The following is a 25,687-nucleotide window of genomic DNA, read 5'->3' as shown; positions in this document are numbered from 1 at the left end:
CTCCCCCGCATGATCGGCAGGAGGCATTTCGCGATCTAGTTTTGCCGAAAACGGCTTCAAGAGGTCCAAATCGGATTTTTGGCACTCGCCAGTTGCGAGTGCCGACGGGTTTTTTCCGTATGCCTTTTCAGGGTCTTGACGGTCCAAAATAGACTCACAAAATATCCCGAGCGGAACAATCCGCGGTGAGTGATGAGCGGCAAGGCAGAAAGGAGGAAGTTCCCATGTCGCAACCATTCGCACGCTATTTGCATCCCTTCGATGTAGCGCATCATCCCGCGCTTGAGCCCGAAGTGAAGCGATCCATCCTGGCTTCCTGGGCATCTGATCGGCATGCCGTCGAAAACCAACCTGCGATGCGCCAGCCCCCCGAACTCAAAGGTCCGGTTTGCGTTGACGACGTATTCGCGGCGCTGCGCTCTCTCGACGGCCTCGACAGCCAGCCCACGCTGCAATGACCGATCGCGCTTTCCTGGTTCAGCTGGACGGATACGGGCTGACCACGGCAGAAATCTGCTATTTCATGCCGGATCACCCCTCGCTCTTGCAGATCTATGCCTGGCAGGAATACGACGCAGCACCGGATTTTCCGGTGCTGTTCGACTTCCTCGCGCATTGGCGGCGCGAGATCGAAGCGGAGATCAGGTCAGTCCGTATCGCCCACGAAAAGATGATACGTCCTGCAAGCTGGCGCTCTGCCGACGGGGTGATTTCCTGGGAGTAGTCCTGCCGGGCGATTGCGCCTGCAGGCTCGGATTGATGCTTATGGAAATGGAATGCTACCCAGAAATCTGGCAACCTTCGCCCACTTGATTGGCAGCTTTCCCATTTTCTCGCACTGAAATCTGCCAGTCGGTGTCCGGCCAAATCATTCATTGAAGCGGCAAGCTCGGAATTTATGCGGGCCTAGCTGCGGGCCCCGGCACCGGATGGGAACAGCTTTCTGATTAGGCTGCAATAAATTGAGCGATCAGCGACGTAGCTTTTTCGGGACTCGAAATTGATTCTGCGGCTCCGAATGACGCGGTCGACTTTTGTCTGCTTTGCGCCCTAATTTCGGTCACTTGCTTAGCTCCTTTCGTCACCTGAAAGCTGCCGTTCGGTTATGACGATTAGAGGGTGGCTATGCCGCCTAGTTTACAAATCTATCAAAAATGGTTTGCATATGCGCGCGCCGGCTCGGTCAGCCTGTTTGTCCCCCCACCTCGGGGACCATGCGACCATCGCCACCATCTGCGACCGCTCCCCGCTCCCGGCCAAAGCGCTGTGGGCCCCGGGCGCGGGACAAGGACCAAACTAGCAGCGCTCGGCGTCTCACGGATCAGCTACGGCGGCCGCCCGTGGGAGGCGGGGATGGATTGACTGGACAAACAGGCGAAGGAGGCATTGGGAGGCTAGGCACCTGCACGTACGACCCGCTGGGCGCCGGCCTGGTCGAGAAGCATGGAAGTACCGGGACGGCGGGTAAGCGCCGCCCCTGTCCGGCCATCAGCGCGCGGTGAGGTCGCCGATCTGCATGAACGGCCCTTCGCATGCGGCCCGCACGTCACCGCCGATCTCGATTTCGCCCGGTTCCAGACCGCGTTCGCCGCCCGTCACGGTAATCTGCGAACCGAGCGCGATGGTCTGCGAGCCGTAGGAAAGCGCGCGGTCGGTCGCGCTGACCGGACTGCTGCGCGGGAACAGCAGGACCCATTCGCTACCGCCGATCGCGATGCCCAGGCACTTGCCCTTGGCGATGAGCCTGCCGTCCTGAACAGCGGCGGGCATTTCAGCGGGCTCGGCCCGGTTAATGGCGACGAGCAGCGGGTTGCCGGCCGGGGCGGCACCCGGGCCGGCCGTCCCGTCCGGACCGCTCGTCGTATCGGGTCCTTCTGACATCGCACGGTTCCCTTCAGCGGGTGCACACGCGGACAGAGCGAGCGCGGCGGCGGTAGCAATGGCTGATTGGAGCATGGTCACGACCCGGTCTTGATGCGAACGAACTGGTGATCGTCGACGTAGTCTATCGGCATGTGGATGAAATAGCAGTCGGTGACGGTGCCCTTGGTCTTGTCTTCGGGCAGGCAGGGCCGCTTCTTAGTGGTCCCGTCCGGATTGGTGACGGTAATGGTGTTGACCGCCGACAGGATGCCGGCAGCCTTGACCTTGTAGTCGTACGTGCTGTCGGTGAAAACGGCGGCCCCGCTGTCGCCGGGGAAGCCGATGATGTCCTGGTTGGAATCGCCCACCTGGATCCAACCCTTGGCGTTGCGATAGGTGTACCAGCCATGCGTGATCTTCCCGCAGGTGAAACCGGTCGTGCGCCCGCTCTTGCAAATTACTTGGCCCACGGTCTGGTCGTAATACCCGTGCGTGCCGGTCACGGTAAAGTACCCCGAACTGCCCGTCGCCGTGACTTGGTTGTCGCGATTTTCATAACCGTCGAGGACGATCTTGTTGTCTTCGTACCAGACGTAAGGGTCCGGTCACCAGGCCGGTGATGACGTGGCCCTGGTAATCGTACTTCGTGCCATACGTGTAATGTTCGAAAGTCGGCGCGGAAAGGATCGAATGGTTGGGGTCGGTGGCGGACGTACGCAGTTTCCCTGAAAGCCCTCTTTCGGCGACTTCTGCCGATCGGCGCCGAACTCGGCAGGAAGTGGCCTACCCAGCCAGTCCGCCTCAGGTCTAAGAACCCTAAGAGCCGCCATACCATTGCCGACCTCATAGCGGGCAATCGAGCGCATAGATCTTCGACTTCGCGATATTCGGACTAGTTAAGTGGTACAGCGCCTCAGCTCCCGGCTGAAGCGAGGTGAGAGTTTACTCTTCCGCCGCAAGACACGGACCATGGTCCTGCTATTCTCGATGGCCTCAAGCGGGTTTCGCACCAGTTACAGAAGATCGGCTTCGAGCCCGGGTGCGATGCGCCCTATCCGGTCTGAAGCATGCAGGAATTTGCACTGCCGGTGGTTGCGCTTCGTAGCGCCTGTGGCGCCGATCTGCCCGTTGGAATGGACGCCCCTACCACCCGTGCAGATGGTTCTCACTTACATGTCTCACACAGGCTCGAAGAACATTCACTGCTTCACTGCTTGAGCCAATGTTGAAACCTAGCTTTACTACTGTTTTCTCCAGCTGCCATCCGAGGTCGAGCACTTGAGAGCGAGAGAGGGCGTCTAGAAACGACCCTGGGACTTCCCCTGAGTAGCCGGTCGGTCCATAGATCGCAGAAAACCGCGCAGCAGACTTGAAGTCATCGAAGCTATAATAGATTGGGTAAGTTGCGCCTGCTAATCCTGCCTTGCTTTTTGCACTGCTCTGGAAGTCTATCAACGTACTACCGCTCGGTTGTAGGAAGATCCGGATGGTGCTCTCACCATCCTTCCCGCTATAACTGCTCGCGGCGCTGCAACCGGATGGCATCTCGCTAATTCGCCAGTCATCGGATGTCACCCAAGACCCAGCGCCCCATCCGGCGCTGCTCGTTCCTGCAACTAAAAGCGCCAAAATGGCTCGGCAAACCAGTTCCGCACGTGGGCGCGATTGTCCACCTCGTGCAACGCATTCTTTCGGGATGGACCTCGCAGTACGTGCTGCCTGAGACGAGTTTGCTTCCACGGATGATCCTAAAATGAATGACCTGATGCCTATCGATACACGACCCCGGAGCGCAAGCTGGTATGGGCACTCGGCCTAACGCAAATAACTACTGAAGCGACGCGAAGCCCGACGGCCATGCTGTCGGCATATCGGGCCGGCCAACAGTTTGTGGATTAAGCCGCATCCTTCCGCCCTCACCCTCGCTCGGCGCACTGAGAAGAGGTCTCCGCTCGCCAGAAAGACCCGATAGGGCTGCCTTCCGCAACGGAAATGGCCTGGGTCTGTTGAAAAGATGCTACATTAGCGAATGTAACACCGAGAAACTGCCATGATGCAAAAACGCTATTCAAGGCTCGCCGCCGTAATGCTCAGTCTTGTGGTGGTCAGCCGCGCGACAGCTAGCGAGATCCCTCTCTCATGCTCGAACGCCAGAACCGCTGAAATCCAATGCGTTGAAAGCTGCGACGTCCTGCAGCGTGACTTCACCCCTGTCGAATTAGAGGTCAGCCAGACAACGCTCGAGATTTGCGCCTATTCAGCTTGCTTCGCAGGCGAAGTGAAGAGCCATCTCATAGTAGGTGGGCATGCCGTGTGGTCCGCGATTGTGACCCGTGAAAACGAGGTGGGTCCAGACCAAGGCGAGCGCCTTACGGTGATGCTGGATCGATCCCGCTCGCTGGCGGTCATGCTTTGGGGGAGTTTCGCGCAACCTCTCAGTTGTGGACCCGCACAAGCGATTGCTCGCTAGTTCCCGATGCTCAGTCTTTTTATGATCTGTTCGCAACTTGCCCTCAATCAATCAGCGCGATACGTCCGTCTTCACGACGCGCGCTCGGGGTAAGCAAAGCAGATGCAATTGGCACTCTTATTGCTGGCGGTAACACCTGCCGCAGCCCCCACCGAGATCGGGCCACTTACCGTGAAGTCTGCAGATGGCAGCCAGGTTGTCCTCGGCGAGACTCTGAGCACTGCCCAAACCTACGAGGCTGTGTTCGTTCAGGAGACTTATCCCGTCTCTTTGGATCTCCAGGTACGCCGAGCCATTGCCCCTGAACCGTTCCAGATTATCGATGCCGACGAGTCTAATCGCTCCATTCGAATCAAGACCACTGAGCTGGGCGGATTTCGGTTAAGGCAGGCCGCAGCCTCGGTAACGCCCGCCGTGACCGCTTTGCGCCGGCGCTGCACCCGCGCCATGGCTTACCTCGATCTCGACTACTCGGATCAAGATATCGCGGAAGCGCCCGAGACGTTTGCGAACGATGCCTCCTGCCCGGGAGCTTCCTACGCGGATCCCTTGCGCACGCTCATTCTGGAGGGCCTTTCGAAGAGTGGGCTTCGCTTGTGGGCGACCACCTCGCCAGATCCGCGCTGGAAGCATCACGAGGTGATCGCCGCCAACGGCCAACTCACTTCAACTTTTGCCGGTCAGCTTACCCTTCCAGTCCTTTATGCTTCCTTCGCCGCGCCAATTACCGCGGAACTGGACCGGATCGCTTGGTATGAAATTACTAGTGACGGGGCCGTCAGAAAGATCGGCGAGAGTGCTTGGCGCGTCCCCGCACCGTAGCGCTATCAGAAAATCCACAGCTTTCACGGAACCGGAAAGAGGGCGTACATGTACCGGATCGCATTTCTCGGGCTTGCCAGCCTGTCTGCATCAGCCACGATTGCACAGACACCAGCAACCCAGACAGCTGACCTTGTGGAACGAGCGGAGCGGGTGGAATGCCCGATGTTCGATCGAGACATGATTTTCGTCGCTTCCGATGAGGAAATTGAGGCGGAAGAGAAGCGTGTAAGCGACCTATGTATGAAGCGGTTTGACGCACTCCAAGCCGCCGCCAAGAGCGCGGATCTTGATGAGGAGACATCCCACCGGCTCAGTGCGGCCTACATCGAGACTTCGATAGCCCATGGCCGCAATCTCGTAGAGACCGGAAAACCGGCCGAGGCGCTAAATGTGCTTGGAAGCGGCTATCAGCAAATGATGGCCCACTTTGACAACGGAAGTCACTACCACACGCTGTTCGAGAACTTGCCGCTGTTCTATGAACTTCACCGGGCGCTAGCTTTGACTGGGAGGGCGCCGGAGGCAGCAGGCACCTTGACCAACGCCCGGCAGCTAGTTGACCAAGCCCTTGAAGCGAACAAGACGCCTGACCATCCGAACGGCTTTCTAATCAGGTCCACCTTACGGACAGCCTATCAGCTCGAGAAGAATCTTGGCATTTTCTGGTCCGAAACCAGTGCCGATATCGCCGCACAAGGGCGCCGCGAAGGGGCGAGCAAGGCCCGGGCTTACGCCTTGGATGCACTTAATCGCTGGTTGCTGCTCGCGGACAGCGACATCGGCACCGTGAAGACACCAGCGGTAAAGACCAGCCCGGATGGTGCCGAAGCACTACGCGAGATAGCCCGCGTGCAGTTCGCAGCAGGCGATAAGCAGGGTGCCTCGACAAGTCTCGCAGCAGCCGTCGATCGGGTTTGCACGCCGCCGAATGCAAACGACCGTCGCGCGGCGATGTGCAAAGACGTGCGCGAAGACCAGCGGATACTGGCTGGCTCGGTCAAGGGCGACATTTCGCCGAAGGGTCGTTTCCAGATGGCGGCAGAAATTGCCGAAATTCAAGGAAGAGCAATCGGAAACGCGAGCGGTGCGAATGCCAGGGTGCGCCAAGCGCTCGATGCACTCTGATGGCGTTCGAGCCACGGAGCCAGACTGAGGTGGAAAAATGAGAACAAGCATGGCGGTGATCGAGGCCAGCCCAGACAAACTGTCCTGAACCGGATTGACACGCGGCCGAGGGGATGACCTCCTTTGTAGCCCTCCTCGGCCCGGGCATGAGCGGGGAGAGCCTTGGGGCATAACCAGTCAAGTCGACGTTTCAAAAGATAAGCTGATCCTGTTGACCCCGACAGGTTGTAGACCGAATGTCCCGCTCGCCTGCGCGGCGCTCCGCGCGGCCGGGGCTTCACTCAGTGGCATGGATCGCAATCGTGACCGTCACAGAAAATTGCCGCTCACCGTCAGGGCCAGAGACGGTTATCAAACGCGAGCCGTCGGCCAGGAATTTCTCGGGTTCTTCGCGCATAGCCTCACCGAGGCGCACCAGAGCCTCGTGTTTGGCCGCCGCAAGGTCGGGAAAGTCGTAGCCAACGTTGTCGGCGCCTTCGCCGTCCATTGCGAAGAAGTATCTCGGCACGCGTTTATCCCACTGCGGCGGTAGCCTGCTTCGGCAAATGAGGAGCGCGACCACCGGTTTGCACCGAGAACGGCCGTCCTCAAGCCCGGTTCCTGTGTCCAGAACAATGTGCTCTCCTGTCGCTGCTCAGGCCGCACGCAGCTGATAACGGGTCCGCCGCCGCGGACCGGAGCGGTGCTGCGCGTCCGCCAGGATCCCTGTCCCGATGACCTGCTCCACCCCAGCAGGCGACTTAGGGACAGCACTGCCCACCGGCGGGTGCTCTGGACCAGTGCTTTGCGTGGATTGCGCCGATCAGGCTGGTGGGTGGCACAATCTCCCCAGCGAGCGGCGCAAACCTGGCCCTTGCCTCGATTCCCGCGCTTGCGGGACGCGAGGGATGGTCCGGCAGCGACCGTTTTCCGACCAGGGGCCGAATGTAACTCCAAGGAGCATCACATGACCACATCGTACAAGATCGCAATCATCGTCGGTAGTCTGCGTCGCGGGTCAGTGAACCGCAAAGCAGCACTGGAGTCGGCGCGGTTAGCTGCCGATGGTGTCGCGTTTGATTTCGTCGATATCGGTAACCTGCCGCTTTATGATGAGGATCTCGAACCTGCAGATGCTCCCCGCAGTGGACTCAATTCAGAGAACAGGTAGCCGCGGCTGACGGCGTGCTTTTTGTGACGCCAGAGTACAACCGCTCGGTACCGGGCGCGCTCAAGAACGCCATCGGCGTCGGGTCGCGGCCTTATGGGGCGAGTGCCTGGATCAAGAAGCCCGCGGCGGTGATGAGCGTTTCGCCCGGTGCAATCGGGGGTTTCGGGGCCAATCATCACCTGCGCCAGTCGCTCGTCTTCCTCGATATGCCGGTACTCCAGCAGCCGGAAGTTTATGTCGGCGGCGCGTACGATCTCTTTGATGAAACCGGCAGACTGAAAAACGACGACACTCGAAAGTTTTTCAAAGGCTTTATCGATGCCTTTGTCGCATGGATCGACCGCGTGGGCGCCTCGCATTAGAACAACCCTGCAGTGAGCGTCGTAGGGGCAGAGTAAAAGCTGGAACGACCCTTCGCATGAAGGAGCCGACAATGCCGAGAACGGCCGCCCTCTTCATCGGTCATGGAAGCCCGATGAACACGCTCGAATTGAACGGGTACACCGGGGCGTGGCGAGCGTTTGGCGCGACACTGCCGAGACCCTGGGCCATCCTGGCGATTTCAGCCCACTGGTATTTCGGAGCAACGGCCGTCACGGCGATGGCGCGCCCGCGCACCATTCATGACTTCTACGGTTTCCCTCAGGAGCTGTTCGCATTCGACTACCCCGCGCCGGGCGATCCCGATCTGGCCGGCGAAATCGTGGAGACAATCAAACCTGAGTGGGTCGGACTGGATCAGGACCAATGGGACCTCGATCACGGGACCTGGTCAGTGCTGGCGCACCTCTATCCCGCTGCCAATATTCCCGTAGTTCAGCTCTCGCTAAATGCCACGCGAGCATTTGATTATCATATCGATCTTGGCCGGCGCCTCGCCAGTTTGCGGGACAAAGGAATAATGATCCTCGCGAGCGGCAATATCGTCCACAACCTGCGTTCGCTCCGGTGGAACGAACCGGATCTCGGCTTCGATTGGGCTCGGCGATTTGACGATGCGGTGTCGGAGCAACTGGTTCGCGAGCCCGCTGACATACTCAGACTGACAGCGCATCCCGACTTCGCGGCCGCAGTGCCGACGCCCGATCATTTTCTGCCGATCTTGTATCTGGCCGGGCTGGCCTCGGAGCAGAAATCGGCTCTGGAACCGGTTGTACGCGGGCACTCGATGGGCTCAATTTCCATGGCGTGTTACGGTCTTGATGCGAAGATCGAATTGCGAAAGGACCCCACCTGTGCAGCCCGTCTTCCTGCGGGTGTTTCCCCGGAGCAATCCAACATGTGATCGACGAAGCGTGACTGCTAAAGCGCTTAGACGCCGAGCATTGACCGCTCTGATCAAGGAATACGCGTACTTGGGGCGACGGCTGCCAGGCCGAAGGGGAACCTCGCGGAAAATCCCGGAATGCAAGCATAATCATCCCAGCATGATACTTCCTGTTCGCCTGGCCTGTTTCAATCCGCGACTACGAAACCGACCTCGACAGTAGCACCATGGGATTGATTACCGCTCGCTTCGGCCGGATCATTCGTGATGGGTTTGTCATCGATGGTTTGACCACCTTTTCGCGGGAAATTCCGGTAGCGGCCTTAGCGTCGGCAAATTTGTCTCATGTCTGCGTCAATTCGCCTTGTGCACCTAGCGCTAACAGGTGGTAGCCTAGGCGGTCGGAGCTGGCGCCCGTTCGCAAGGTGCGGGTGTCCGCATTTGGCGAAGCAATACCGCGACATATCCTACGGCGCCTCTGTTCTCAGCGGTCGGAACTTCCCAGAAACGGTTTGCCGCAGCCCCCTAAGCACTGCGGGGAAATGCGACAGTCAGGCACGCTCCCTTTCCATTCTCACGGGGGCCGGCGGTGAGAGTGCCCTGAAGCTGCGTCGCGAGGGAAGTGATCACCCGCATACCCAGACCGGCCGTTGACGCGTATGGATCCAAGCCTGCAGGAAGGCCCCGCCCTTCGTCGCAGACGATTAGCTTATTGAGGTCGTCGCTGATGCGGAAGGTCACATCGATCATTCCAGACCCGTACTTCGCCGAGTTTGTAACGAGTTCGTTGGTGATCAGACCAATGGCCTGAATGGAGTTCGCGGGGACAACACCCTCGTCTCCATCGACAACAATCTGCCGATCAAGGACCGAGCCCAGATCATCGCAAAGGCGCCGCAAGAAGGCTATGAACGATACCTCCTTGTCGCCGTCGGCATAGAAATGCCGGTGGACCTGGGCTACTGAGGCAACGCGATTTGCCGCCGATTTAAGGTGCAAAGAGCCATCGCCCACATCGCTCGACCGGCTTTGCATCTTGAGCAGCCCCGACACGAAATGAAGGCTGTTCATCACCCGGTGATCTATTTCTCTCGCCGTCGCCTCTGCGAGTTCGTCCATCGTGCTGCGCAGAAGGCCATGGCGGCGAAGCGGAAGCGATGACAACCGGCGTTCCTTCCGACCAGCTGTAAGCCTGCCCACCAACTTATCTTGCCCGGCGGGGTTCGACGCGCTGGCCGGATACGGTGCTCCGAGGCCGAACGGCGTCTTTCCGTGCTTCCCTGACCGAAAGCAGTCGGTCGGCAATCGGCCCACTTCCAGGCGTTGGATCGAGTCCTACTACCGCACTCACGGGACGCATCTAACTGTCATCAGGGCGCTCAATTTTTGTTGGGAGAGTCCAGCATGAGCCCCTTGAAGCGCCCCCATCTAACTCAGATGGGAGTTGAAGCTGCATTCGCTGCCGATAGCTTCGCTGCGAACGACTCTGTCTGCATCTTGCCCTTAGGGTGACACTTCTTGTGAACAGCCGCCCCATTCTCGAGCGTCGTGGGACCACCTTTTGAGTGCTCATCGACGTGATGGACTTCCACGTCGTGCCACAGCATGTCGCCATCGCACACTAGACACCTTTTGGACTGACGATAGAACAGAACGCTTCTCTCAAGCTCGCCGTAAAGGCGAACGGGGTCCTTGACCTGCAGCGGCTGAAGGCTCGCCAGCATCTTCTCCTGATAGAAGCGGTGCCGCAGTCCGATGGTCTCACCGCGATCCGAGTTCACTCGCGTCCATTGCGCGTATCGTGTCCAATACTCGCTCGGGACTGGATCGCTCTTGGTGAGGTTCCCTTCCGAGATGGCGGCTAGGAACTTGTCGAGCGCCTCCGGAAGCCGCGCTTCCCAGTTCCGCACATAGTCGTCCCACAGCGCATCGGCGAGCAGTACCAGGTGCATCGCGTCGTGTCCGCGCAGTTTAGCGTGATTACCGTGCTGGATCAGCTGGGCTAGCTTGTCGAGAATGGCAAGAAGGCGAGCCGCGTCCTCGGATTCCTGCTGGAAATCAAGGTTCTGGTAGTAGAAGTCGTCAACCGCCGCGGCGTTGATGTCGCAATAGCTGTCCGCTCCTTTCGCGCGGCGATTGAAGAACAGCACCGCTATCTGCGCAGCAAGCTGGCGCGTCTTGCCGCGGTCCTGCCCGGGCTTCATTCCCAGCGAACGCACGAAGAAATCATGACCTGGATAGCGAGCGATTTCGGGCTTGCCCCCGAGGCGTAGAATGAAGTCCGTAAAATTGCCGGGCAGCGCATCGCGCCGTTCCTGCGCGCTCAACGGCACACCGCCTTGCAGCCGGACGAACAGGTCGCGCACCTCATTGGCGTCCTTCGTTTCGATCCTCGCAACCGGGATCGTCGTCTCAAGGAAGCTCTTCTTGAGATCGTCGCTCAACGCGTCGAAATTCTTGTTTGCCCAAGGGCAGGGCTGGTCGCGGAGGAAGCTTGGAAACTTCGCCGTCTCAGCATCGGCTACCGGATCGAAGAGCTTGAAGGCCCCTTGAGCGAAATCGCTCAGCGCATTGATCCGCTGCTGGCCATCGATGACCTCCAGGCCTTCGCTCTTCATGCCGGCAATGTTGGTGGAAATATGGTGGAGATAGATGCGCGGGAGCGGGTATCCGCGAAGGACCGAGTCGATCAGTTTCTTCTTTTGCGCGCTGCTCCACACGATGCCGCGCTGATATTCCGGATTTGCCTTCAGCATCTGCGCCTTGTGCAGATCGACCAGGTCTTCAATCGTCATGGTCTCCGATTTGGCTTTCACGATTCCCCCTATCGCCCTCGGCGTTGTATTCCTAATCGATCTGCCTGCTCACCAGCGATCGACGAACATTGCTTCGATTTTCCTGAGCGGCGCAGGCAGCGAAGCCCCCTGGCAGGTCATGCCCAAATAGGTCGCCGCGCGGGTGGCGCCCACGTAGAGGTATTTCTCGAACAACTCCGGCTCGCTCGCTTCCAGCCGGTCAACGTCGATGAAGAACACCGCCTCGAACTCCAGCCCCTTGATGTGCTCGATCTCGAACACGCGCACATCGTTGTCGCGGCCCATCACCTGCCCGCCGGGGCAGGCGACCGCCTTGATGTTTCGGGCGCCCAAGGCCTCGTCGAGCGCACCGGCCAGCGACGCGAGTTGCTCGCCGCCCTCCACCAGCACCGCAATCGACGGCATCTTGCCCAGCGAATCCTCGATTTCGAAGATGCGGTCCGCCACCCATCGGACGAGATCGTCGCCGCCAAGCCCGGTTTGCAGCGCTGGCGGAACGCCCTCGTTATCCATGTGCTCCGGCAGGCTGGCCAGCGCGGCGTCCTCGTCCGCCGAAGCCAGCGCCCGCGCCAGTTCGTTGAGCCGCCGGCTCTGGCGGTAGGCGATCGTGATCGGCTCAATCTCGATGCCGGGGCTGACCCAGGCAAGCTGGTCGCGCGAGCGGCTGCCCCACAGCGTCAGGCGCTGGTTGAAATCGCCGCAAGCGAAGAACGATTCGGTATTCGGGTTGGCCAGCGCCGCCATGCAACCGAGCTGCACGGGCGAGAAGTCGGTCGCTTCGTCGACCAGTATCTGGTTCCGCTGCAGGTCGCGGATGGTTTCGAGGATCGGCGGAAGGGTATCGCCGATCTGGCGCATCAGCGTCCGGTCGGACAGCAGAAGACGGGCGTTGCGCAGCATCGCCAGCAAGACAATGTCGGTTTCCAGAGGGGTGATCTCGCCGGCCGGGACGGTGCGCGTGATATACCACGTTCCGTCCGCCGACCGCTCGCGCCGGAAGGCCCGATACCGCGTCGGCACCGTACGGACGAAGTCGCGTGGCGCTCGCGTCAGGCGCCGCGCGGCGCGTTGCACGACGAGCGTCTCGCCGATCGCCGCGAGCGGCGGAAGCTCCATCCCTTTCGTTGTAAGCCAGTCCAGCACCTTGCCGTTGCGGCTGGTGCGGCCGACCGAGCGCTTCCTCGCTTCTGCAATCGCCTTGGCGCGGATCGCGCGAAGGAATGCGGCCTGCGCGATCGCCCGGTCGCCGCGCGCTACCAGCTCGTCCTCGTCCTCGCCGTCGAGATCGGCGTCCGCTTCGTCCTCGTCCTCGCTCTCCGCAGAGAGCGTCGCGACGAAGCCGAACAGCGCGTCGAGGAACGACCGGTCCTTGCCCAGCTGCTCCGCCAGCAGCTGGCGGAACTGATCCTGCGTCGTGGAGCGGATGTCCGCCGCCAGTTCCTTCAGCCGCTCCTCGAACCCGCCGAGCGCGAACAGCGTCGCCGGGATGGATCGCGTCGCGCCGCCGGCGAGTAGGTCCACCAGCCGTCCGCCGAGCGCGGCGTGTCCCGCGTCCTTCGCCCCTGCGACGGCCTCGGCATCTCGCGCCAGTTGACCCAGGAAGCTAGCTTGCTGGAACGCATCGAAATCGTCAAACCACTCCGCCTGGTTCCCGATGGTGCCCGGCTGAAGCACGTCAGCGGTCTTGTTCAGCACCAGCGTGCCCCCCGAAGCGGATTTCAGGATCGGCAGCTTGTTGCGCGCGAGTTCGGGGCGGTAATCCTCCCAGGTGTAGATGCGGCTGTTGGGCGCGGGCACGCCTTCGCGCGCGAAGGCTTCCTGCACATATTGCTTGAGCAGCTCGGTCGGCGTGAACATCAGCCACGATTGCGGATGCGGCAAGGCGGACGCTGCATCGCCCTCGATCAGCGCCTGCTCTTCGGGCTCGAGGAACGCGACATCGATCTTCTGCTTCAGCCGCCGGATCAGCGTGGTGGTCTTGCCGGTGCCAGGCGGCCCGAGGATCACCAGCCGGCTGTCCAGCGGCATGCGGAAGATGCGGTCCTGGAACTGGTCGAGCAGCGGCTGGTCGCGCAGCGCCATCGCTGTCAGCATGCGTCGTGTCAGGCCTTCGTGGACATTGGCCTCGGCCACCTCTTCCGCCAGCAGGCGGTCGAGCTCCGCCAGCATGTCGCCCGAATCGCTGGCCTTCGCCAGCAATGCACGGAGGGATGCGACCGTGAGAGGACCAAAGGTTTCGGTCTCGACAACCGTGTCGAGCGAATCCCATCCCTCTGCATCCAGAACGGGACGATAAATCGCCCGCTCAAGGACTTCATATGAGACGTCGCCTCTCGGCAACCGGATCTCGGTACCTCCACCCACTGGGAAGGCCGCCAGCCGTCCCATGGGCGCCAAGTAGCTGCACAACGTTACGCCGTAGTTACCGCCTGCGGAGGCGCGCGTAATGTAAAGCGTCTTTCGGTTACCCTGCTTATCCTTGACGAGAACGCGGGCGATCGCCGGCTCGTCACGCAGTTGGCGCCAGGCTTCCTGCATCTCGCCGTGCATGCGCTGGAGGTTCCCCAGCGCCTTCTCCATCGTCATCTGGTTGGTGTTGGCGATGGCGGTGATGCCGACCGGCCGGCTGGTCTTGAGCGACGTGTCCGCGCCCCCGGCGATGTTGGCGAACGCGTCCAGCGTCTCGGTAGCAAGCGATTCAAGCGCCGCCGAGCGGTCCTGATATTCCGTCATTCATCCCCCCCGATGCGTCTCTTCGCATCGTCTGTCAGTGAGAAGATAACGGGCCTATCTGTATTGTCACGTTGGATATTTCTCTTGGCCGTGACTTGCCTGTGCCACTGCCAGGCCGCGTAACATCGCTAAGCCAACTCCGCCCCCAAGGCGATCAGGTGCGCGTTGTGAGGGGAGGGGAAGGTCAGCAGCGTGAGGCCGCGCGCCAGCGCTTCCTTCGCCAGCGCCTCGGTCTTGCCGCCGGGGGAGGCGTGGGCGATCAGGATGGGGTCCGCCAGTGTCAGGATGTGGCGATTGCGCCGCGCGGCGCTGGCGACGGTGGTGCGGCGCTGGGTGGCTGGGAAGGGACTCAGGATTCGCGCACGGCCGGCGGCCCCGGCTTCCCGGATGGCCACGCCGAGCGGCTTCGGGGCCCGCCAGCCCTCGGCCGCGCGGGCGAGCATGACGATCGCTGGGGCCTGTCCGCGCAACAGGATGCGCAGCACGTCGCGCTCGACCGGCGTGTGAAAGCCGCCGATTTCTGGAGCGCTGGCGGGTGTGCGGGAATTGGCCCAGTCCCGCGCCTTGACGATCACGTCGCCGGGGCAGAATTGGGAGCAGAAGAAGGTGATGGATTCGCTTATCCTCCGGAGCGAAGGGGCCGCTTCAGTGGGCATCGACCTCTGAAGCGCTGAAATTCGATTGGGAAAATGTCGCGTTGAATTCTTGGACGCTCTGGATAAAATCCGCATCTATCCCTGTGAGTGCCTCATCAATCAGTTGATCAATCCTCTCGGTCACGTGGGAACATGCCGGCAGAAAGTAATTACCTTTTCGCCCCTTGTTATCCTTGTATACGTAATTGCTCTCTAGACACTCCTTCAGCTCGGCTCCGATTTCCGCTAATGCTGACTGATAATCGGGCGCGATGGCGTTCGCTGACAGCGGAAACGACTCGATCAGCCATTTCTTCAGGTTAAATCCGTCGGACGCGACCGCCCACCACCAGTACCCAAGGGAACTGCAAAGAAGGGCAAAGGTCGCGTTCGCTTCATCTTCGCTTTCAAATTGAAAGCCAATCGTCCTCGCCGGAACCCCTGCACGGCCGCGCTCATCAGTTGTCGGGGGGATCGATCTCCAAGCTGGAAACCAATTGTAAGCCGTCCCTGCGACGAACACCGCATTCCTCGGGAACCGCGGCGCCTCACTTGCCAAGGCTGTTGCCGAGATGGAACGGCCAAGTTGGATGCCGAGTGGCCGATTGAGCGAGAGCAAGTAGGCCAATCCGGCCGCCTGGGCGTCATTCGCGACCTTTGGAATGCGCTGCGCGATGTCACCTGAAAACAAGGCATAGACCAGCCCGTCGAAGAGAACCTCTCTCCGCTCAAAACCCCAACGCATTAGGGACGTCGTATGGAACGTACGGTCATCCGCGCTCTGTGAATGCCAAAGTCCTATTGAGCAGCGAGTTCGAACATCATTCCCGAATAGCGAACTGGGAATTCGGTCGTAGTGCGACCAATACCAACTGCCCGATGCCCGAGCAATGATCTGTCGCAGTGACATGAATGGACGCTTAGTGGAGAAGGCCACCGAGAGAGGCAAGATCAAGCCCATGGAACTATTCTCTGGTGACGCGATCGCCAATGATCTCTCTACAAAGAGAGTATAAAGGTCCTCATCTCGACTCCAAGTATCGAGACAAGTGTCATATTCATCAAGAAGGGCTTTACGCGAATTATTGGGGTCGATCTCAACGTAAGGTGGATTGCCGATGATGACCGAGAAGCCACCGTCTTCCACGATTTCGTGAAAGTCGATAACCCAGTGGAATGGCTTTTGACTCGCGAGCCAGTGCTCCTCCCACATTTCAACATCACCTAAGACAGGTCGCCTCGGCGCATATAGGTCCACGAAGAGCTTGTTGAGACGTTGCTCCAATGCCCCCATTTTCTCGCGAACTGCCAATTTGTCCGCAGATGTGACGCTGCCTCCCAACTCTGTCTGCTGCCGTCGAAAAAGCCTCACAACGCTATCCAGATCGTCGGCCTTGGCCTGGATGTCGGCTAACGAATCGTCGAACTGGAGTCCGGCCTTCGTTGACTTGTCTAGGGCATCCTTGATGCTTTTAAATCCCAGCACCGAATTGCCGGCTCGAATGTTGAAATCGATGTCGGGCAGCGGCTCGATCTGGTCGGCGCTTTCAAGCTGCGCGGCGAGCTTCAGGAACAGGCGGAGCTTACAGATCTCCACCGCCTCATCCATGATGTCGACGCCGTAGAGATTGTCGAGAATGATCGATTTGTAGATGAAATAGGGACGGCTGGGGTGGCGGGCGATGCGCGCCAGCACCTCGCGGAAATCGGAATAGAGCTGGCGCGGGCCGCTGCCCTCAGGAGCGGTCTGGACGAACTCCTCCATCCGCTCCAGGCAGGCGTCGTAGAGATCGTAGAGGATGTTGAGCGCGGCAAAGAGGAAGGCGCCGGAGCCGCAGGCGGGATCGAGCACCTTGACCGCCGAAATCCCCTTCCAGAAGGCGCGGACGAGATCGGGGCTTTCGGCAAACTGGATCGCGTCGAGCGCGAACTGGCGTATGTCCAGATTGTGGGTGATCAAGTCCTCGATCGCGCAAATCTCACCCGCAGCGGCCCTGGCCTTGACGCTTTCGTAGCGCTCGCGCCGCGCGACGACCTCGCGCCAGGTTTCAGTCGGCAGGCCTAGCTCCGCGCTCGCCGTTCGGTTCCAGTCGCCGCGCGCGGCAACGTCGCCGATGCCGGCCGCGATATTGTTCGGCAGCGGCTGGTCCGCGCCGTGCTTCACGGACTTGAAAATGTAAGTGTCCGGGCTCTCGGACAGCATCCGCCACACCGCCCCGCCGGGCTCGAAGGCGACCTTGTCGTGGCTCTCGGCGTTGCGGAACAGCCAGGGGATCACCGTGGAGCGGGTGATGTAATCGGTGATGTCCTCCTTGGTGTAGTACGCCCCCATCTGCTTCTGGTTGATGTACTTCTCGAAGATGTGGCCGAGCACGTCGGGGTTGATCTCGCAACCGTCGGCCCGCTCGATCGCCCGGGTGTCGAGCGTCCATTCATACTGGTCGAAAAAGGCGAAGATGGATTCGAACGCGGCATCGCCGATCTGGATCGTGTTGCCCTCGCCCTCCAGCGCGTGCGGCTCGAACAGGCCGCCGTTGAGATAGGGGATGTTGCCGATCAGCCGCGCGGTTTCCGCGTCGCGCGCGTCCTTCGGCGTGGCTAGGCCGCCGTGAAACAGCTTGAGCAGGAAGGCGCGGTAGAAGCTGTGGAACTGGTCCTGACCTTGCTCCGCACGGACTTTGGCGAGCCGGTTCTTGAGATAGTCGATGTCGCCATCGAGGAACCGCTTCTTCTGGATGAAATAGACGAACATCAGCCGGTTGAGCATCAGCGATGCGTACCAAGCCTTGTCCGCCGCGCTCGTCAGGCCGGTAATGAACCCCAGGAACTGGTCGTGCTGCTGCTTGAAGGCTTCGTAGAAGCGCTTGGTGATCCGCTCGCGATCGAACGCATCGCGCATGCGGACGGTCGCCCCCGCCAGCGTCAGGCCCTCTTCCTCTTCGAGCGAGAACGCGATGTGATCAAGCTTCTGGAGCAGCGGCTCGGGCGATTGCGCGGTGAGCCATAGATGCTCGCGGAACGCGGCGGGCTTGCCCTTCTCGCGCGCGACCCATTGCCACACCTGGCGGGTCTTAGCGGGGTCGGAGAAGATGATCAGGTGCTCATAGGCGAGCTTGGTGACTTCGCGCTCAATTCGCTGTCGCACGGGCCGCTCGGGAATGTCAGCGCAATGGAAAATGCGCACGCCGCGCTTCTCAGCCACCGGCTCGAGCGCAAAAGTGGCGCCTTCCGCCGTGACGGTTTCGCTGTGGCGAGAGGCGGGATTGTCCCACCCTAACTCGTCGACGAACAGGCGCCGGAAGGCGAAGTCGCGCAAATACTCGGTGGCTCGCGCCCGGTCGATCGGCATCCTTATTCCCCCTGCCCGCGCAGCCCCATCGAGCAGATCACCCGCGGCTCCTGCTCGGCTTGTTCTTCGTCCTGGACGATGCACAACCGCCCCTCGGCGCGCAGCGCGGTTACCAGCTTGGCCAAATCTTCGCGCGTGATCCCGGCCTTGAGCTGGCGGTTCAGCGTATCGGTCGCGGTCTGGTACATCGGGAAGCGATAGATTTCGTCCATCGCCCGCTCGACCTCGCGCACCAGGCTATCGGTGACGAACAGCGAGCGGGTGTCGCCGATGTCGCGCAGCCAGGCCTTGAGCCGGTCGTAGGTCTTGAACCGCGCGCCGGACGGGCGGCCGAGCGCGCCGTGGGTGGTGCGCTCTTCCTCCGCCAGATGCTCGACACCGGTTTTCACGATCGCGTGGTGCTCGTCCAGCCGCGCCAGCGGCGGTTCGTGGGGCGGACACTCGGCTGCGCGCAGGATGGTCAGCGGCGATTGCGAAATCACTTCGCCGGCGCGATCGACCCAGGCAAGCGAGTCGTTGTCGTCGGGCGAACGCACATAGACCAGCGCGCCTTCCGTCGCGCCCTCCAGCCGCGGCAGCGCCTTGGTAGCGTATACGACATCGGGCAGGTTCTCGACCGCCGCTTGCAGCGAGGGATCAGCGTCGATCGCGTTCTTCCAAATCTGGTACGCGTAAGACGCGAGGTCGATCTCGCCTTCGTCGTCTCCGTCGAGGATGCCCGCCTTCTCGCTGTAGAGATCGCGGATCGGGTTGTCGGTCTCGTCGTCCTCGAAGAAGGCCTCGTCGGAGCCGACCACTTCCTGATTTTCCTTCAGCCGGGTGCGCACGCGCTGGCGCAGCCGGATGATTCGCTCGACCCCGTCAGCTGGCAGGAAGGAATAGGCGCGGATCGTGTCCGCCTCCTGCCCGATGCGGTCGACGCGGCCGGCACGCTGGATCAGGCGGATAATCGCCCACGGCAGATCGAAGTTCACGATCACCGAGCAGTCCTGAAGGTTCTGGCCTTCGGACAGAACATCCGTGGCGATCAGCACCCGGAGCTCACCCTCGCGCGCGACGATGCCAGCCTTGTCGTTCGAGTGCGGGCTGAAGCGCCAGGCCAGCCGCGTCGGGTCTTCCGATTGGCCGGTCGCGGCGGCGATGTTCGTGATGCCCGCGCGGGCCAGGGCATCGGTGAGGTACCGCGCGGTGTCGGCGAACTGGGTGAAGACCAGCACCTTGTCGTTCGGGTGGGTAACGGTCAGCAGCCGGACCAGCTCGCCCAGCTTGGTGTCGCGATCCTCCCGCCAGGTTCCACAGAGGTCGAGGACCCGGCACAGATCGTCGGCATCGCTTTGCAGGTCTTTCGCGAGCTGTCCGATGAACAGACCCGGCGAGAGCCACTTGAACCGCCTGGCCTTGTTCGCCTTGTAGGATTGGTAGATCGCCTCGGCGCGCTCGCGCAGCCGGTCCATGTTAGCCGTTGCCTCGTCGGCGGCATCGGCGCCGTCCTGATACTCGCCTTCCTCAAACAGGCTTGCGGCCTCGGACTCCGTATCCTCGTCGCCGACATCCAGGAACTCGGCGTCCTGCGTGCCGATGGGCAGCGGCTGGTCGGTTTCGATGGCGTAGAGGAACACCATGTTACGCATGATGTGGCGCTGGATCGATTGGAGGAACGCGGGACCGCCGCTTTCCAGCCGCTTGAACAGATTGGTGCGGCAAAAGCCCATCAGCCGGGTGCCGGCGCGGCCGAGCCCCTCCATGATTTTCTGCTCGGCCGTGGTCGGCGGATCGGCCGGCGTGGGCTTGAGGTAATTGCCCAAGCCGTAACGGGGCAGGCCCAGCCCGGCGACGATCCCGATCACGTCGGGCGAATAGGCGCGGGCATAGGGGTCGGCGGGGTCGTCGTCGTTGATGGCGAACTTCAACGTGACCGGCTGGCGCACCGGGAAGTAAGACCGGGTGCCGTTGGCGAAAGGGATGAACTTGCGGCCGTTGGTCGGGTCCGTTTCGGCATAGTTCTGGAGGATGAAGCTGCGTGTGCGGCGGACCATGTAGAGCCGCATCAGCTCGCGCCAGTCGTCCGCCTGATCGCTCTTCTCGAACGCCGCCAGCGAGCGCACCGAGCATTGGTGCTTGCGGACGAACTCGGTCTCGCCGCCGAGCTTGCGAATGATGTTTTCCGGGCGGACACCGATGTCCTGGTCGTCATCGACGAAGAGGCGGAGCTGCGAGGACAGGTCGATGAACGATTTGTTGTAGGGCGTGGCGGAGAGCAGGATGCACTTGCTCTCGTTCTTGCTGATGTACGCGTGAATCGCCTTGTAGCGCTTGCCCTCGCGGTTACGCAGATTGTGGCTCTCGTCGATCAGGACGACGCGGTAGCGGCGCAGGTCCGTGAGCTGCGATTCGGCCTGGGAGAGCGAGACCACCTTCGCGACCAGCCGGTATTTCGCGACATAGTCTTCCCACATCGAAACGAGGTTCTTGGGGCAGATGATCAGCGTTTCGGTGAGGTGGTCTTCCTCGAATACCTTCGCCAGCGCCGCCGCCATCATCGACTTGCCGAGGCCGACCACGTCGCCGATCACCACCCCGCCGCGCTTGTTCAGATGGTTTGCGGCAATTTTGACCGCGTTCTCCTGGAATCTGAACAGCGTGTTCCCGAAGATCGCAGGAATGCGGAACTCGGACAGGCCGTGCAGCGCTTCGCGCGCCAGATGGTGCGCGATCTTCAGATAGACGTGATAGGGCGCAACCGGCTCCTCGCGCGCCCAGCTTTCCTCGATGATCGTGGCGAGTTCGCCAGAGATGTCGATGCACCAGCGGTCGCTCCAACGGTCATTAAACCATTTCTCCAGCTTCAGACAGGCGTCGTGGTCCATCACGTCGACGTTGAGCTCGCCCTGAGCGGAGAGCCCTGCAAATGTCAGGTTGCTGCTGCCAACGAAACCGACCTTGGGATTGACCGGATCGGCGCGGTGCAGAAGATAGAGCTTTGCGTGGAGCTTATGCTTCAGGAACAGCTTCACCACCACTTTGTCGGAGCGGATTTGCCGGGCCAGGCGGCGGAGTCCGGCTTCGTCTTCGTTGGTCGGCAAGCCGATCGTCAGCTGCTCCCTGAACTCGTTCGCCAGCCGCTTCTTGAGTTCCAGCATCTTCGCATTGTCGACCTGATCGAAGCCATGGGCGACGGAGAGGGCATGGCGCAATTCAGCCTCGGGAGCTTCATGCATCCCTACGAGCAGGCGGCACGCTCTACCGTCGAGACCAGACCACGCTTCGATGTTCTCGTCTATTTTCTTCCAGCCTCGCAGGTTGAAGTAGCCAACGCAGAAATCCGCGCGCTCAGAATGCGCCAGCGCCTCCGACAACGCGGGCAGCAACGATTGATCGATATTGTCGAATATGCGCGGCAACGTTCGCCCTTGCTAAATGAGTGCAAAGGCTTGTGACTATTGAGTGATAGCCCGTCCGCCCCAGCCGTGTTTAACGCTGGCTTCGCTCTGACAGCAACGGAAAACTGTGCGTTTAATATGCGCGACGACGCCGAAAAAATCGAAGGTTAAGGCCCTGTTTGAAGCAGAACCTGGCGAGATCGCGATTGATTGAGTCCTGTTGCGGGACTCACAATTCAAGAGGGACACGATGAGCTGGCGATGGGAGGCCCCCGGCAAGGCCCTTTATCGGTCATGCTTGGCTAGGTCACCTCAGGGGCCGGTGAAGCCACGTAGTACCTGATACGCGGCTCGTCCGTTTCTGGATTGACCTCGGGGATTGCGATCAGTTTCCCGTTTTCGAGCAACCCGGCAAGCACTTCCTCGATATCTCTTTCTATCCACGGGTCATCGGTCTCATCGTTGTTCGCAAGCGCAAGATTTGACAGCTCGTCCAGACGGTCTTGGATCACCACTGAGAGGATATACGGGAGGGCAGCGTTGTAGCGCTCCACGTGTTCGGACAGGTGATCCAGGTGGCGTTTGAATTGGTTGAGCGCGTCGGTCAGCTCAGCATACGCATGCAGGGCGAACTCTTCGTAGTATCCAGACACACTAAGGCGCTCAAGCTCGCGATCGAAATCGTATTCGATCAGCGGAGAGAAAGCTGGCAAACTAATGTAGCCAGCCAAATCGCTAGGGTCGGCAAGCTGAGTTTCGATCGCGCATTGGAAACCCTCGCTATCCGTAACAAACTGCGAGACCTTGGCGAGAGGCAATTTGGGCGCTTTGAGTTCAATTTCGACGCGAAGCCGATTGATCAGCGCATCGCGCGAACAGCAAAGCTCTGCGACCGATAGCTTGGCGACCGCATCAATTGCTGCTCCCTCGACCCGCTGCCTCACCGCCTCAAAGTCGAACGGCGACGCTGCGTAGATGAGTTTTGGCTCAAGCCGCATCCTATTTCTCCGTACTAATTGATTGAGGCGGGTAAGGCCTGACAAGAAGCATCTTAATCAGCCGAATTGCGCCCTGGCCGACCGGCAACACGGCGCTCAATAGGCCTGGCTGACAAAGCATCATTGGCCCAGCACAATGTAGGGCTCAGGAGGCGCGCGCCGAAACTTGATGATCTCCGCGCGAACCAAGAGGGGCTCCGCCTTTTCGAACACCTCGATACGCCGCGTCTGCTGCGCGATCACTTCCGAGATGCCCCGCAAGCGCTCCTGGGCGATGCCTTGAGCTTCATCATCTGAACCCGCGAGCACTCGCAGCAAGAGCTCACCTCGGAAGACTTCACCGAGCATGCCCCAAATCACGTCGACGGGGTAAAGGTGCCAGAGCTCGTCATCGCCACGGTATGGAATGGCGACCTCAAACAGCCCCTCCCCGACACGCTCTAGCTCCGCCTGATCCTCAAGCAGCTCCAGTGGACAAATCTCCTGCCCCGCTAGTTTGTCGACGATCTCGTCGTCAGTAAATTTGCAGAAGTCCCGCCAGCCCTGATGCAAACATTGGCGGGTGCGGATCATGCAGCGTTCGAACTCGACCGACATGTCGTATCGATCGAAAAGCGGCATCTGATAGTCGTTCATCGCTCAGTTTTCCGGGCGCTGTTTCTGAAAGAGGCTGGCGATCTCCGGATTACCGAGCAACGCCTTCGCTAGCTTGGTGACATCATCTTCGTGAGCAATCGGCCGAGCCATTTGGCGGAGGAGTTCTGCCTGGCGCTCCGGGGACACCTCCCCATAGGAGCGCAGCGTCGTCAGCACGGACTCATGGCCGCTATTCTGCGACCATGCCTTCAAGGCCTCGGGCGAATTGCAAATTTGCAAGCCGAGCGTGGTCAGCGAATTGCGAGCCCGGTGGGGCGGGAAATACGGCACACCAGCAGCTTCGAAAGCTCGCTTGAAGCGGGCGCGAATGGGGTCTGGCGTGTTCCAATGGCGGCGGCTCAAGCCGACAACGCGAAAGACTCTCTCCTCACCCGAGCGCTGCTCCGTCGCGGGGAAGAGCGGATCATCGGGCCGCCAGCCGAGCTTCAGCTGCAGGTGTTCGACATACTCAACGAAGGCACGGCGGATGTCATCCCCGACCGGGAAGAAGGTGGTCACCTGGCTCTTCGAGAACTTTACCTCGACCTCATTCGCGTCCTGCAGGATGCCCGTGCCGTCGGCGAGCACGTGCTTCAGTTTCAGGGTGCGCAGTGCCGAAACACGTGCACCAGTCAGGAATGCGCACGCAACGATCGCGCGGTCACGCAGTTGGGTGTCGGTCGAATGCGGCATCGACCGGATGACCAGTTGCGCCTCAGACAATGTTGCCGAAGACTTACGGCGATACTGGTGGGCGAGCGCAATTTCTTCATTGCTTGGGTTGAGGTAGTTCACCTGCTCGTGCGAAATGGCGCGCCGGTAAGTCGGCCGATCGGCCAGCCAATGGAAGAAGCGCTGCAGCGCCCGCATCTTGGTCACAAATGTCGCGGCCGAGTTTCCTTGGCTGCGGAGAACGTCCTTGTATTCGAGCGCCCGGTCGAGCGACCAGCACTTGAAGTCGGCGCCGTTTGTAAACTGCTCGTAATGGTGGATCGCGAGCAGTGCGTGGTTGATGGTAGAGGCCTTGAGCCGTTCAGCTTCCTTGAGCCAGCGCTGGTACTCGCGTTTCACGCGCTCGTTTGCGGGATTCACGTAGCTCACGACGAGACCTCGTCAGAAGGTTCGGTATGAAGAGGCTCACCGTCACTGGATAAGGTTGCCGCATCGCCCTCGTACTGAATCTTGAGCTTGCCGGCTTTCTCGAGAAGTTCGGAGTTGCGTACCCGCCGCCACACTCTCCGGCCGCAGTTCGCACAGGTGCCAATCAGATTTCCCAAAGTGTCGGAGAGAGGCGCGTAGGTGGCGACCCCATTCAGGGGCTCCATCGCTTGTTTGCACGCCACGCAGTAGATCTGGCCGGGCTCGAGGCGCTGGCGCGGCTTGTTGTGCTTCTCGAGAAATTGCCGAACGTCGGCGCCTGCAAAGAGGTAGGGCCGGCTACCATCCATCGGCTGCAAGCCGTTGCGCTTCCATGCGCAGATGGTCGCAAGACCGACGCTAAACAACCTGGCCAATTCGGCGCGGGTGTAGTTCAGGTGCGATCGCGCGCGGCGAGGATCGTATCGACGGGTCATATCGGTAGCAACCGGCGCCACCAAAACGGCGGTGGGCGGTTGGCCTACTGGTTAGTCGGCGGGGGTGATCAGGGCGCGGAGGGAGTCGGCGCGCACCAGCGTGCGGCGGCCGATGCGCGTCACCTTCAACTCGCCGGAATTGATGAGCTGATAGAGACGGGTGCGGCCGAAGGTGCTGAGGCGGATCGCCTCCTTGACCGTGTAGACGAGCGGTTCGGTATCGGGAGAATTGGCCGACATGAGTTGGCTCCGTGTTTTCAGAACCAGGACCATTTATGGGAAGCCGGAGAGGTATGCCACAAGCAACCTCGCTCATGAGTCCTGTGCGAACTGGCGCACCGCCGCATCAAGAGCGGTCGCTGGGAATTGCTAGCGCGGAAAGCAGTTTTTCACGGGCGCGGATCTGTTGGCCCTCATGATCCCGGACCGCACGCCGCGCCCGCTTGACCTTGGCCAGACTGACGGATTTCGTCTTTGCGCATGCCTTCTCGGCTCGGTGCTTTTTGCCCCGTTCAACCACAAGTGCGCGTTCATACTCAGCAACCAGCTCCAGTTGGTCATCGGTCGGCTTGGGAGCGAGCTTACGGGCCTTCGGCCCCGACCCGGCCGGGGTTTCGGGGTGCTCAATTGCGACCAGTCTATACCTCGACGCGGACAGCGGGCCAGAGATCAGCTGAGACAATTCCGCTGCCACGTCGGGATCAGGTATGCCTTGATGAAACTTCAGATACTGATCGAGCCGTTCGAGATTGCCAGTCCGCATGTCGAAGATGACGAGCGCCGGAGCCAAGGTAGCTTCGAGAGTAGGGCTTGAACCACGCGATATGGACCTTCGAAAGCCCTCCGCGGAAAGCGGCTGGCTGTCA

Annotated in this window: 22 protein-coding genes; 7 read left to right on the top strand and 15 right to left on the bottom strand. The window is 60.6% G+C overall.

Features of this window, described 5'->3' with window-relative positions:
• Positions 1-224 precede the first annotated feature (224 nt).
• Both GRI40_RS10995 and GRI40_RS10990 read left to right on the top strand, forming a co-directional pair.
• Positions 225-458 carry a hypothetical protein gene (locus tag GRI40_RS10995; RefSeq protein WP_160611635.1) on the top strand — a complete coding sequence of 78 codons (234 nt, stop codon included), beginning with the start codon at positions 225-227 and terminating at the stop codon, positions 456-458.
• On the top strand, positions 455-724 hold the full coding sequence (locus tag GRI40_RS10990; RefSeq protein ID WP_160611634.1) for an usg protein: 270 nt from the start codon (positions 455-457) through the stop codon (positions 722-724). The genes GRI40_RS10995 and GRI40_RS10990 overlap by 4 nt, the downstream gene beginning before the upstream one ends.
• 764 nt (positions 725-1,488) lie before the next feature.
• Here the strand turns inward: GRI40_RS10990 and GRI40_RS10985 are convergent.
• Both GRI40_RS10985 and GRI40_RS10980 read right to left on the bottom strand, forming a co-directional pair.
• Entirely contained in the window at positions 1,489-1,881 is a 393-nt protein-coding gene (locus GRI40_RS10985; protein WP_160611633.1) for a hypothetical protein, read from the bottom strand.
• A 77-nt stretch (positions 1,882-1,958) separates the two neighbouring features.
• Positions 1,959-2,366 carry a chymotrypsin family serine protease gene (locus GRI40_RS10980; protein ID WP_160611632.1) on the bottom strand — a complete coding sequence of 136 codons (408 nt, stop codon included), beginning with the start codon at positions 2,364-2,366 and terminating at the stop codon, positions 1,959-1,961.
• 2,069 nt (positions 2,367-4,435) lie between these two features.
• On the opposite strand from GRI40_RS10980, the gene GRI40_RS10975 reads away from it, so the two are divergent.
• Positions 4,436-5,155 carry a hypothetical protein gene (locus GRI40_RS10975; protein ID WP_160611631.1) on the top strand — a complete coding sequence of 240 codons (720 nt, stop codon included), beginning with the start codon at positions 4,436-4,438 and terminating at the stop codon, positions 5,153-5,155.
• 48 nt (positions 5,156-5,203) lie between these two features.
• Positions 5,204-6,283 carry a hypothetical protein gene (locus GRI40_RS10970; protein WP_160611630.1) on the top strand — a complete coding sequence of 360 codons (1,080 nt, stop codon included), beginning with the start codon at positions 5,204-5,206 and terminating at the stop codon, positions 6,281-6,283.
• A gap of 277 nt (positions 6,284-6,560) precedes the next feature.
• On the opposite strand, the gene GRI40_RS10965 is transcribed toward GRI40_RS10970, so the two are convergent.
• Complete coding sequence (locus GRI40_RS10965) at positions 6,561-6,791, bottom strand: DUF6894 family protein (RefSeq protein WP_420006875.1); 231 nt, start codon at positions 6,789-6,791, stop codon at positions 6,561-6,563.
• Between the two features lie 438 nt (positions 6,792-7,229).
• On the opposite strand from GRI40_RS10965, the gene GRI40_RS14050 reads away from it, so the two are divergent.
• Genes GRI40_RS14050 through ygiD form a run of 3 tightly spaced genes read left to right on the top strand, consistent with a single transcriptional unit; the run spans position 7,230 to position 8,718 of the window.
• Positions 7,230-7,433, top strand: coding sequence for an NADPH-dependent FMN reductase (locus GRI40_RS14050; protein ID WP_272916573.1), 204 nt, complete (start codon positions 7,230-7,232; stop codon positions 7,431-7,433).
• A 14-nt stretch (positions 7,434-7,447) separates the two neighbouring features.
• On the top strand, positions 7,448-7,795 hold the full coding sequence (locus GRI40_RS14045; protein WP_337190556.1) for an NADPH-dependent FMN reductase: 348 nt from the start codon (positions 7,448-7,450) through the stop codon (positions 7,793-7,795).
• Between the two features lie 56 nt (positions 7,796-7,851).
• Entirely contained in the window at positions 7,852-8,718 is an 867-nt protein-coding gene (gene ygiD / locus GRI40_RS10955; protein WP_337190555.1) for a 4,5-DOPA-extradiol-dioxygenase, read from the top strand.
• A gap of 507 nt (positions 8,719-9,225) precedes the next feature.
• On the opposite strand, the gene GRI40_RS10950 is transcribed toward ygiD, so the two are convergent.
• From GRI40_RS10950 to GRI40_RS10895, 12 genes are all read right to left on the bottom strand, one after another.
• Positions 9,226-9,819: a sensor histidine kinase gene (locus GRI40_RS10950; protein ID WP_160611628.1), complete on the bottom strand. Its 594-nt coding sequence runs from the start codon at positions 9,817-9,819 to the stop codon at positions 9,226-9,228.
• A gap of 314 nt (positions 9,820-10,133) precedes the next feature.
• A complete protein-coding gene (locus GRI40_RS10945) occupies positions 10,134-11,516 on the bottom strand; it encodes a GmrSD restriction endonuclease domain-containing protein (protein WP_160611627.1) in 1,383 nt (460 codons plus the stop codon).
• 48 nt (positions 11,517-11,564) lie between these two features.
• Positions 11,565-14,249, bottom strand: a complete 2,685-nt coding sequence (locus GRI40_RS13915) for an ATP-binding domain-containing protein (RefSeq protein WP_237489155.1) — start codon at positions 14,247-14,249, stop codon at positions 11,565-11,567.
• A 128-nt stretch (positions 14,250-14,377) separates the two neighbouring features.
• A complete protein-coding gene (locus GRI40_RS10935) occupies positions 14,378-14,824 on the bottom strand; it encodes a hypothetical protein (protein ID WP_237489154.1) in 447 nt (148 codons plus the stop codon).
• 70 nt (positions 14,825-14,894) lie between these two features.
• The gene (locus GRI40_RS10930) at positions 14,895-18,233 is read right to left on the bottom strand and encodes an Eco57I restriction-modification methylase domain-containing protein (RefSeq protein WP_160611625.1); all 3,339 of its coding nucleotides are present in this window, start codon (positions 18,231-18,233) and stop codon (positions 14,895-14,897) included.
• 2 nt (positions 18,234-18,235) lie between these two features.
• Positions 18,236-21,601: a helicase-related protein gene (locus GRI40_RS10925; protein WP_202390330.1), complete on the bottom strand. Its 3,366-nt coding sequence runs from the start codon at positions 21,599-21,601 to the stop codon at positions 18,236-18,238.
• A 314-nt stretch (positions 21,602-21,915) separates the two neighbouring features.
• Positions 21,916-22,611 (bottom strand): hypothetical protein, encoded by a 696-nt coding sequence (locus GRI40_RS10920; protein WP_160611623.1) that lies wholly within the window; start codon positions 22,609-22,611, stop codon positions 21,916-21,918.
• Positions 22,612-22,731: 120 nt separating this feature from the next.
• Positions 22,732-23,247: a hypothetical protein gene (locus tag GRI40_RS10915; RefSeq protein ID WP_160611622.1), complete on the bottom strand. Its 516-nt coding sequence runs from the start codon at positions 23,245-23,247 to the stop codon at positions 22,732-22,734.
• Between the two features lie 3 nt (positions 23,248-23,250).
• Positions 23,251-24,348, bottom strand: coding sequence for a tyrosine-type recombinase/integrase (locus GRI40_RS14100; RefSeq protein ID WP_160611621.1), 1,098 nt, complete (start codon positions 24,346-24,348; stop codon positions 23,251-23,253).
• The gene (locus GRI40_RS10905) at positions 24,345-24,821 is read right to left on the bottom strand and encodes a helix-turn-helix domain-containing protein (RefSeq protein WP_160611620.1); all 477 of its coding nucleotides are present in this window, start codon (positions 24,819-24,821) and stop codon (positions 24,345-24,347) included. The genes GRI40_RS14100 and GRI40_RS10905 overlap by 4 nt, the downstream gene beginning before the upstream one ends.
• A 51-nt stretch (positions 24,822-24,872) precedes the next feature.
• Positions 24,873-25,061 (bottom strand): helix-turn-helix domain-containing protein, encoded by a 189-nt coding sequence (locus tag GRI40_RS10900; protein ID WP_160611619.1) that lies wholly within the window; start codon positions 25,059-25,061, stop codon positions 24,873-24,875.
• A 106-nt stretch (positions 25,062-25,167) separates the two neighbouring features.
• A complete protein-coding gene (locus tag GRI40_RS10895) occupies positions 25,168-25,611 on the bottom strand; it encodes a hypothetical protein (protein WP_160611618.1) in 444 nt (147 codons plus the stop codon).
• Positions 25,612-25,687: the final 76 nt, after the last annotated feature.

This window comes from Tsuneonella aeria (genome assembly GCF_009827495.1).
Classification (GTDB): domain Bacteria; phylum Pseudomonadota; class Alphaproteobacteria; order Sphingomonadales; family Sphingomonadaceae; genus Tsuneonella; species Tsuneonella aeria.
This window is presented reverse-complemented; position numbering and strand designations above follow the sequence as displayed.

Excerpts from the sequence above, each read along its gene's own strand:
- GRI40_RS10995 (WP_160611635.1), top strand. The coding sequence starts at position 225 with ATGTCGCAACCATTCGCACGCTATTTGCATCCCTTCGATGTAGCGCAT.
- GRI40_RS10990 (WP_160611634.1), top strand. The coding sequence starts at position 455 with ATGACCGATCGCGCTTTCCTGGTTCAGCTGGACGGATACGGGCTGACC.
- GRI40_RS10985 (WP_160611633.1), bottom strand. The coding sequence starts at position 1,881 with ATGTCAGAAGGACCCGATACGACGAGCGGTCCGGACGGGACGGCCGGC.
- GRI40_RS10975 (WP_160611631.1), top strand. The coding sequence starts at position 4,436 with ATGCAATTGGCACTCTTATTGCTGGCGGTAACACCTGCCGCAGCCCCC.
- GRI40_RS10970 (WP_160611630.1), top strand. The coding sequence starts at position 5,204 with ATGTACCGGATCGCATTTCTCGGGCTTGCCAGCCTGTCTGCATCAGCC.
- GRI40_RS14050 (WP_272916573.1), top strand. The coding sequence starts at position 7,230 with ATGACCACATCGTACAAGATCGCAATCATCGTCGGTAGTCTGCGTCGC.
- ygiD (WP_337190555.1), top strand. The coding sequence starts at position 7,852 with ATGAAGGAGCCGACAATGCCGAGAACGGCCGCCCTCTTCATCGGTCAT.
- GRI40_RS10950 (WP_160611628.1), bottom strand. The coding sequence starts at position 9,819 with ATGGACGAACTCGCAGAGGCGACGGCGAGAGAAATAGATCACCGGGTG.
- GRI40_RS13915 (WP_237489155.1), bottom strand. The coding sequence starts at position 14,249 with ATGACGGAATATCAGGACCGCTCGGCGGCGCTTGAATCGCTTGCTACC.
- GRI40_RS10930 (WP_160611625.1), bottom strand. The coding sequence starts at position 18,233 with ATGCCGATCGACCGGGCGCGAGCCACCGAGTATTTGCGCGACTTCGCC.
- GRI40_RS10920 (WP_160611623.1), bottom strand. The coding sequence starts at position 22,611 with ATGCGGCTTGAGCCAAAACTCATCTACGCAGCGTCGCCGTTCGACTTT.
- GRI40_RS10915 (WP_160611622.1), bottom strand. The coding sequence starts at position 23,247 with ATGAACGACTATCAGATGCCGCTTTTCGATCGATACGACATGTCGGTC.
- GRI40_RS10905 (WP_160611620.1), bottom strand. The coding sequence starts at position 24,821 with ATGACCCGTCGATACGATCCTCGCCGCGCGCGATCGCACCTGAACTAC.
- GRI40_RS10900 (WP_160611619.1), bottom strand. The coding sequence starts at position 25,061 with ATGTCGGCCAATTCTCCCGATACCGAACCGCTCGTCTACACGGTCAAG.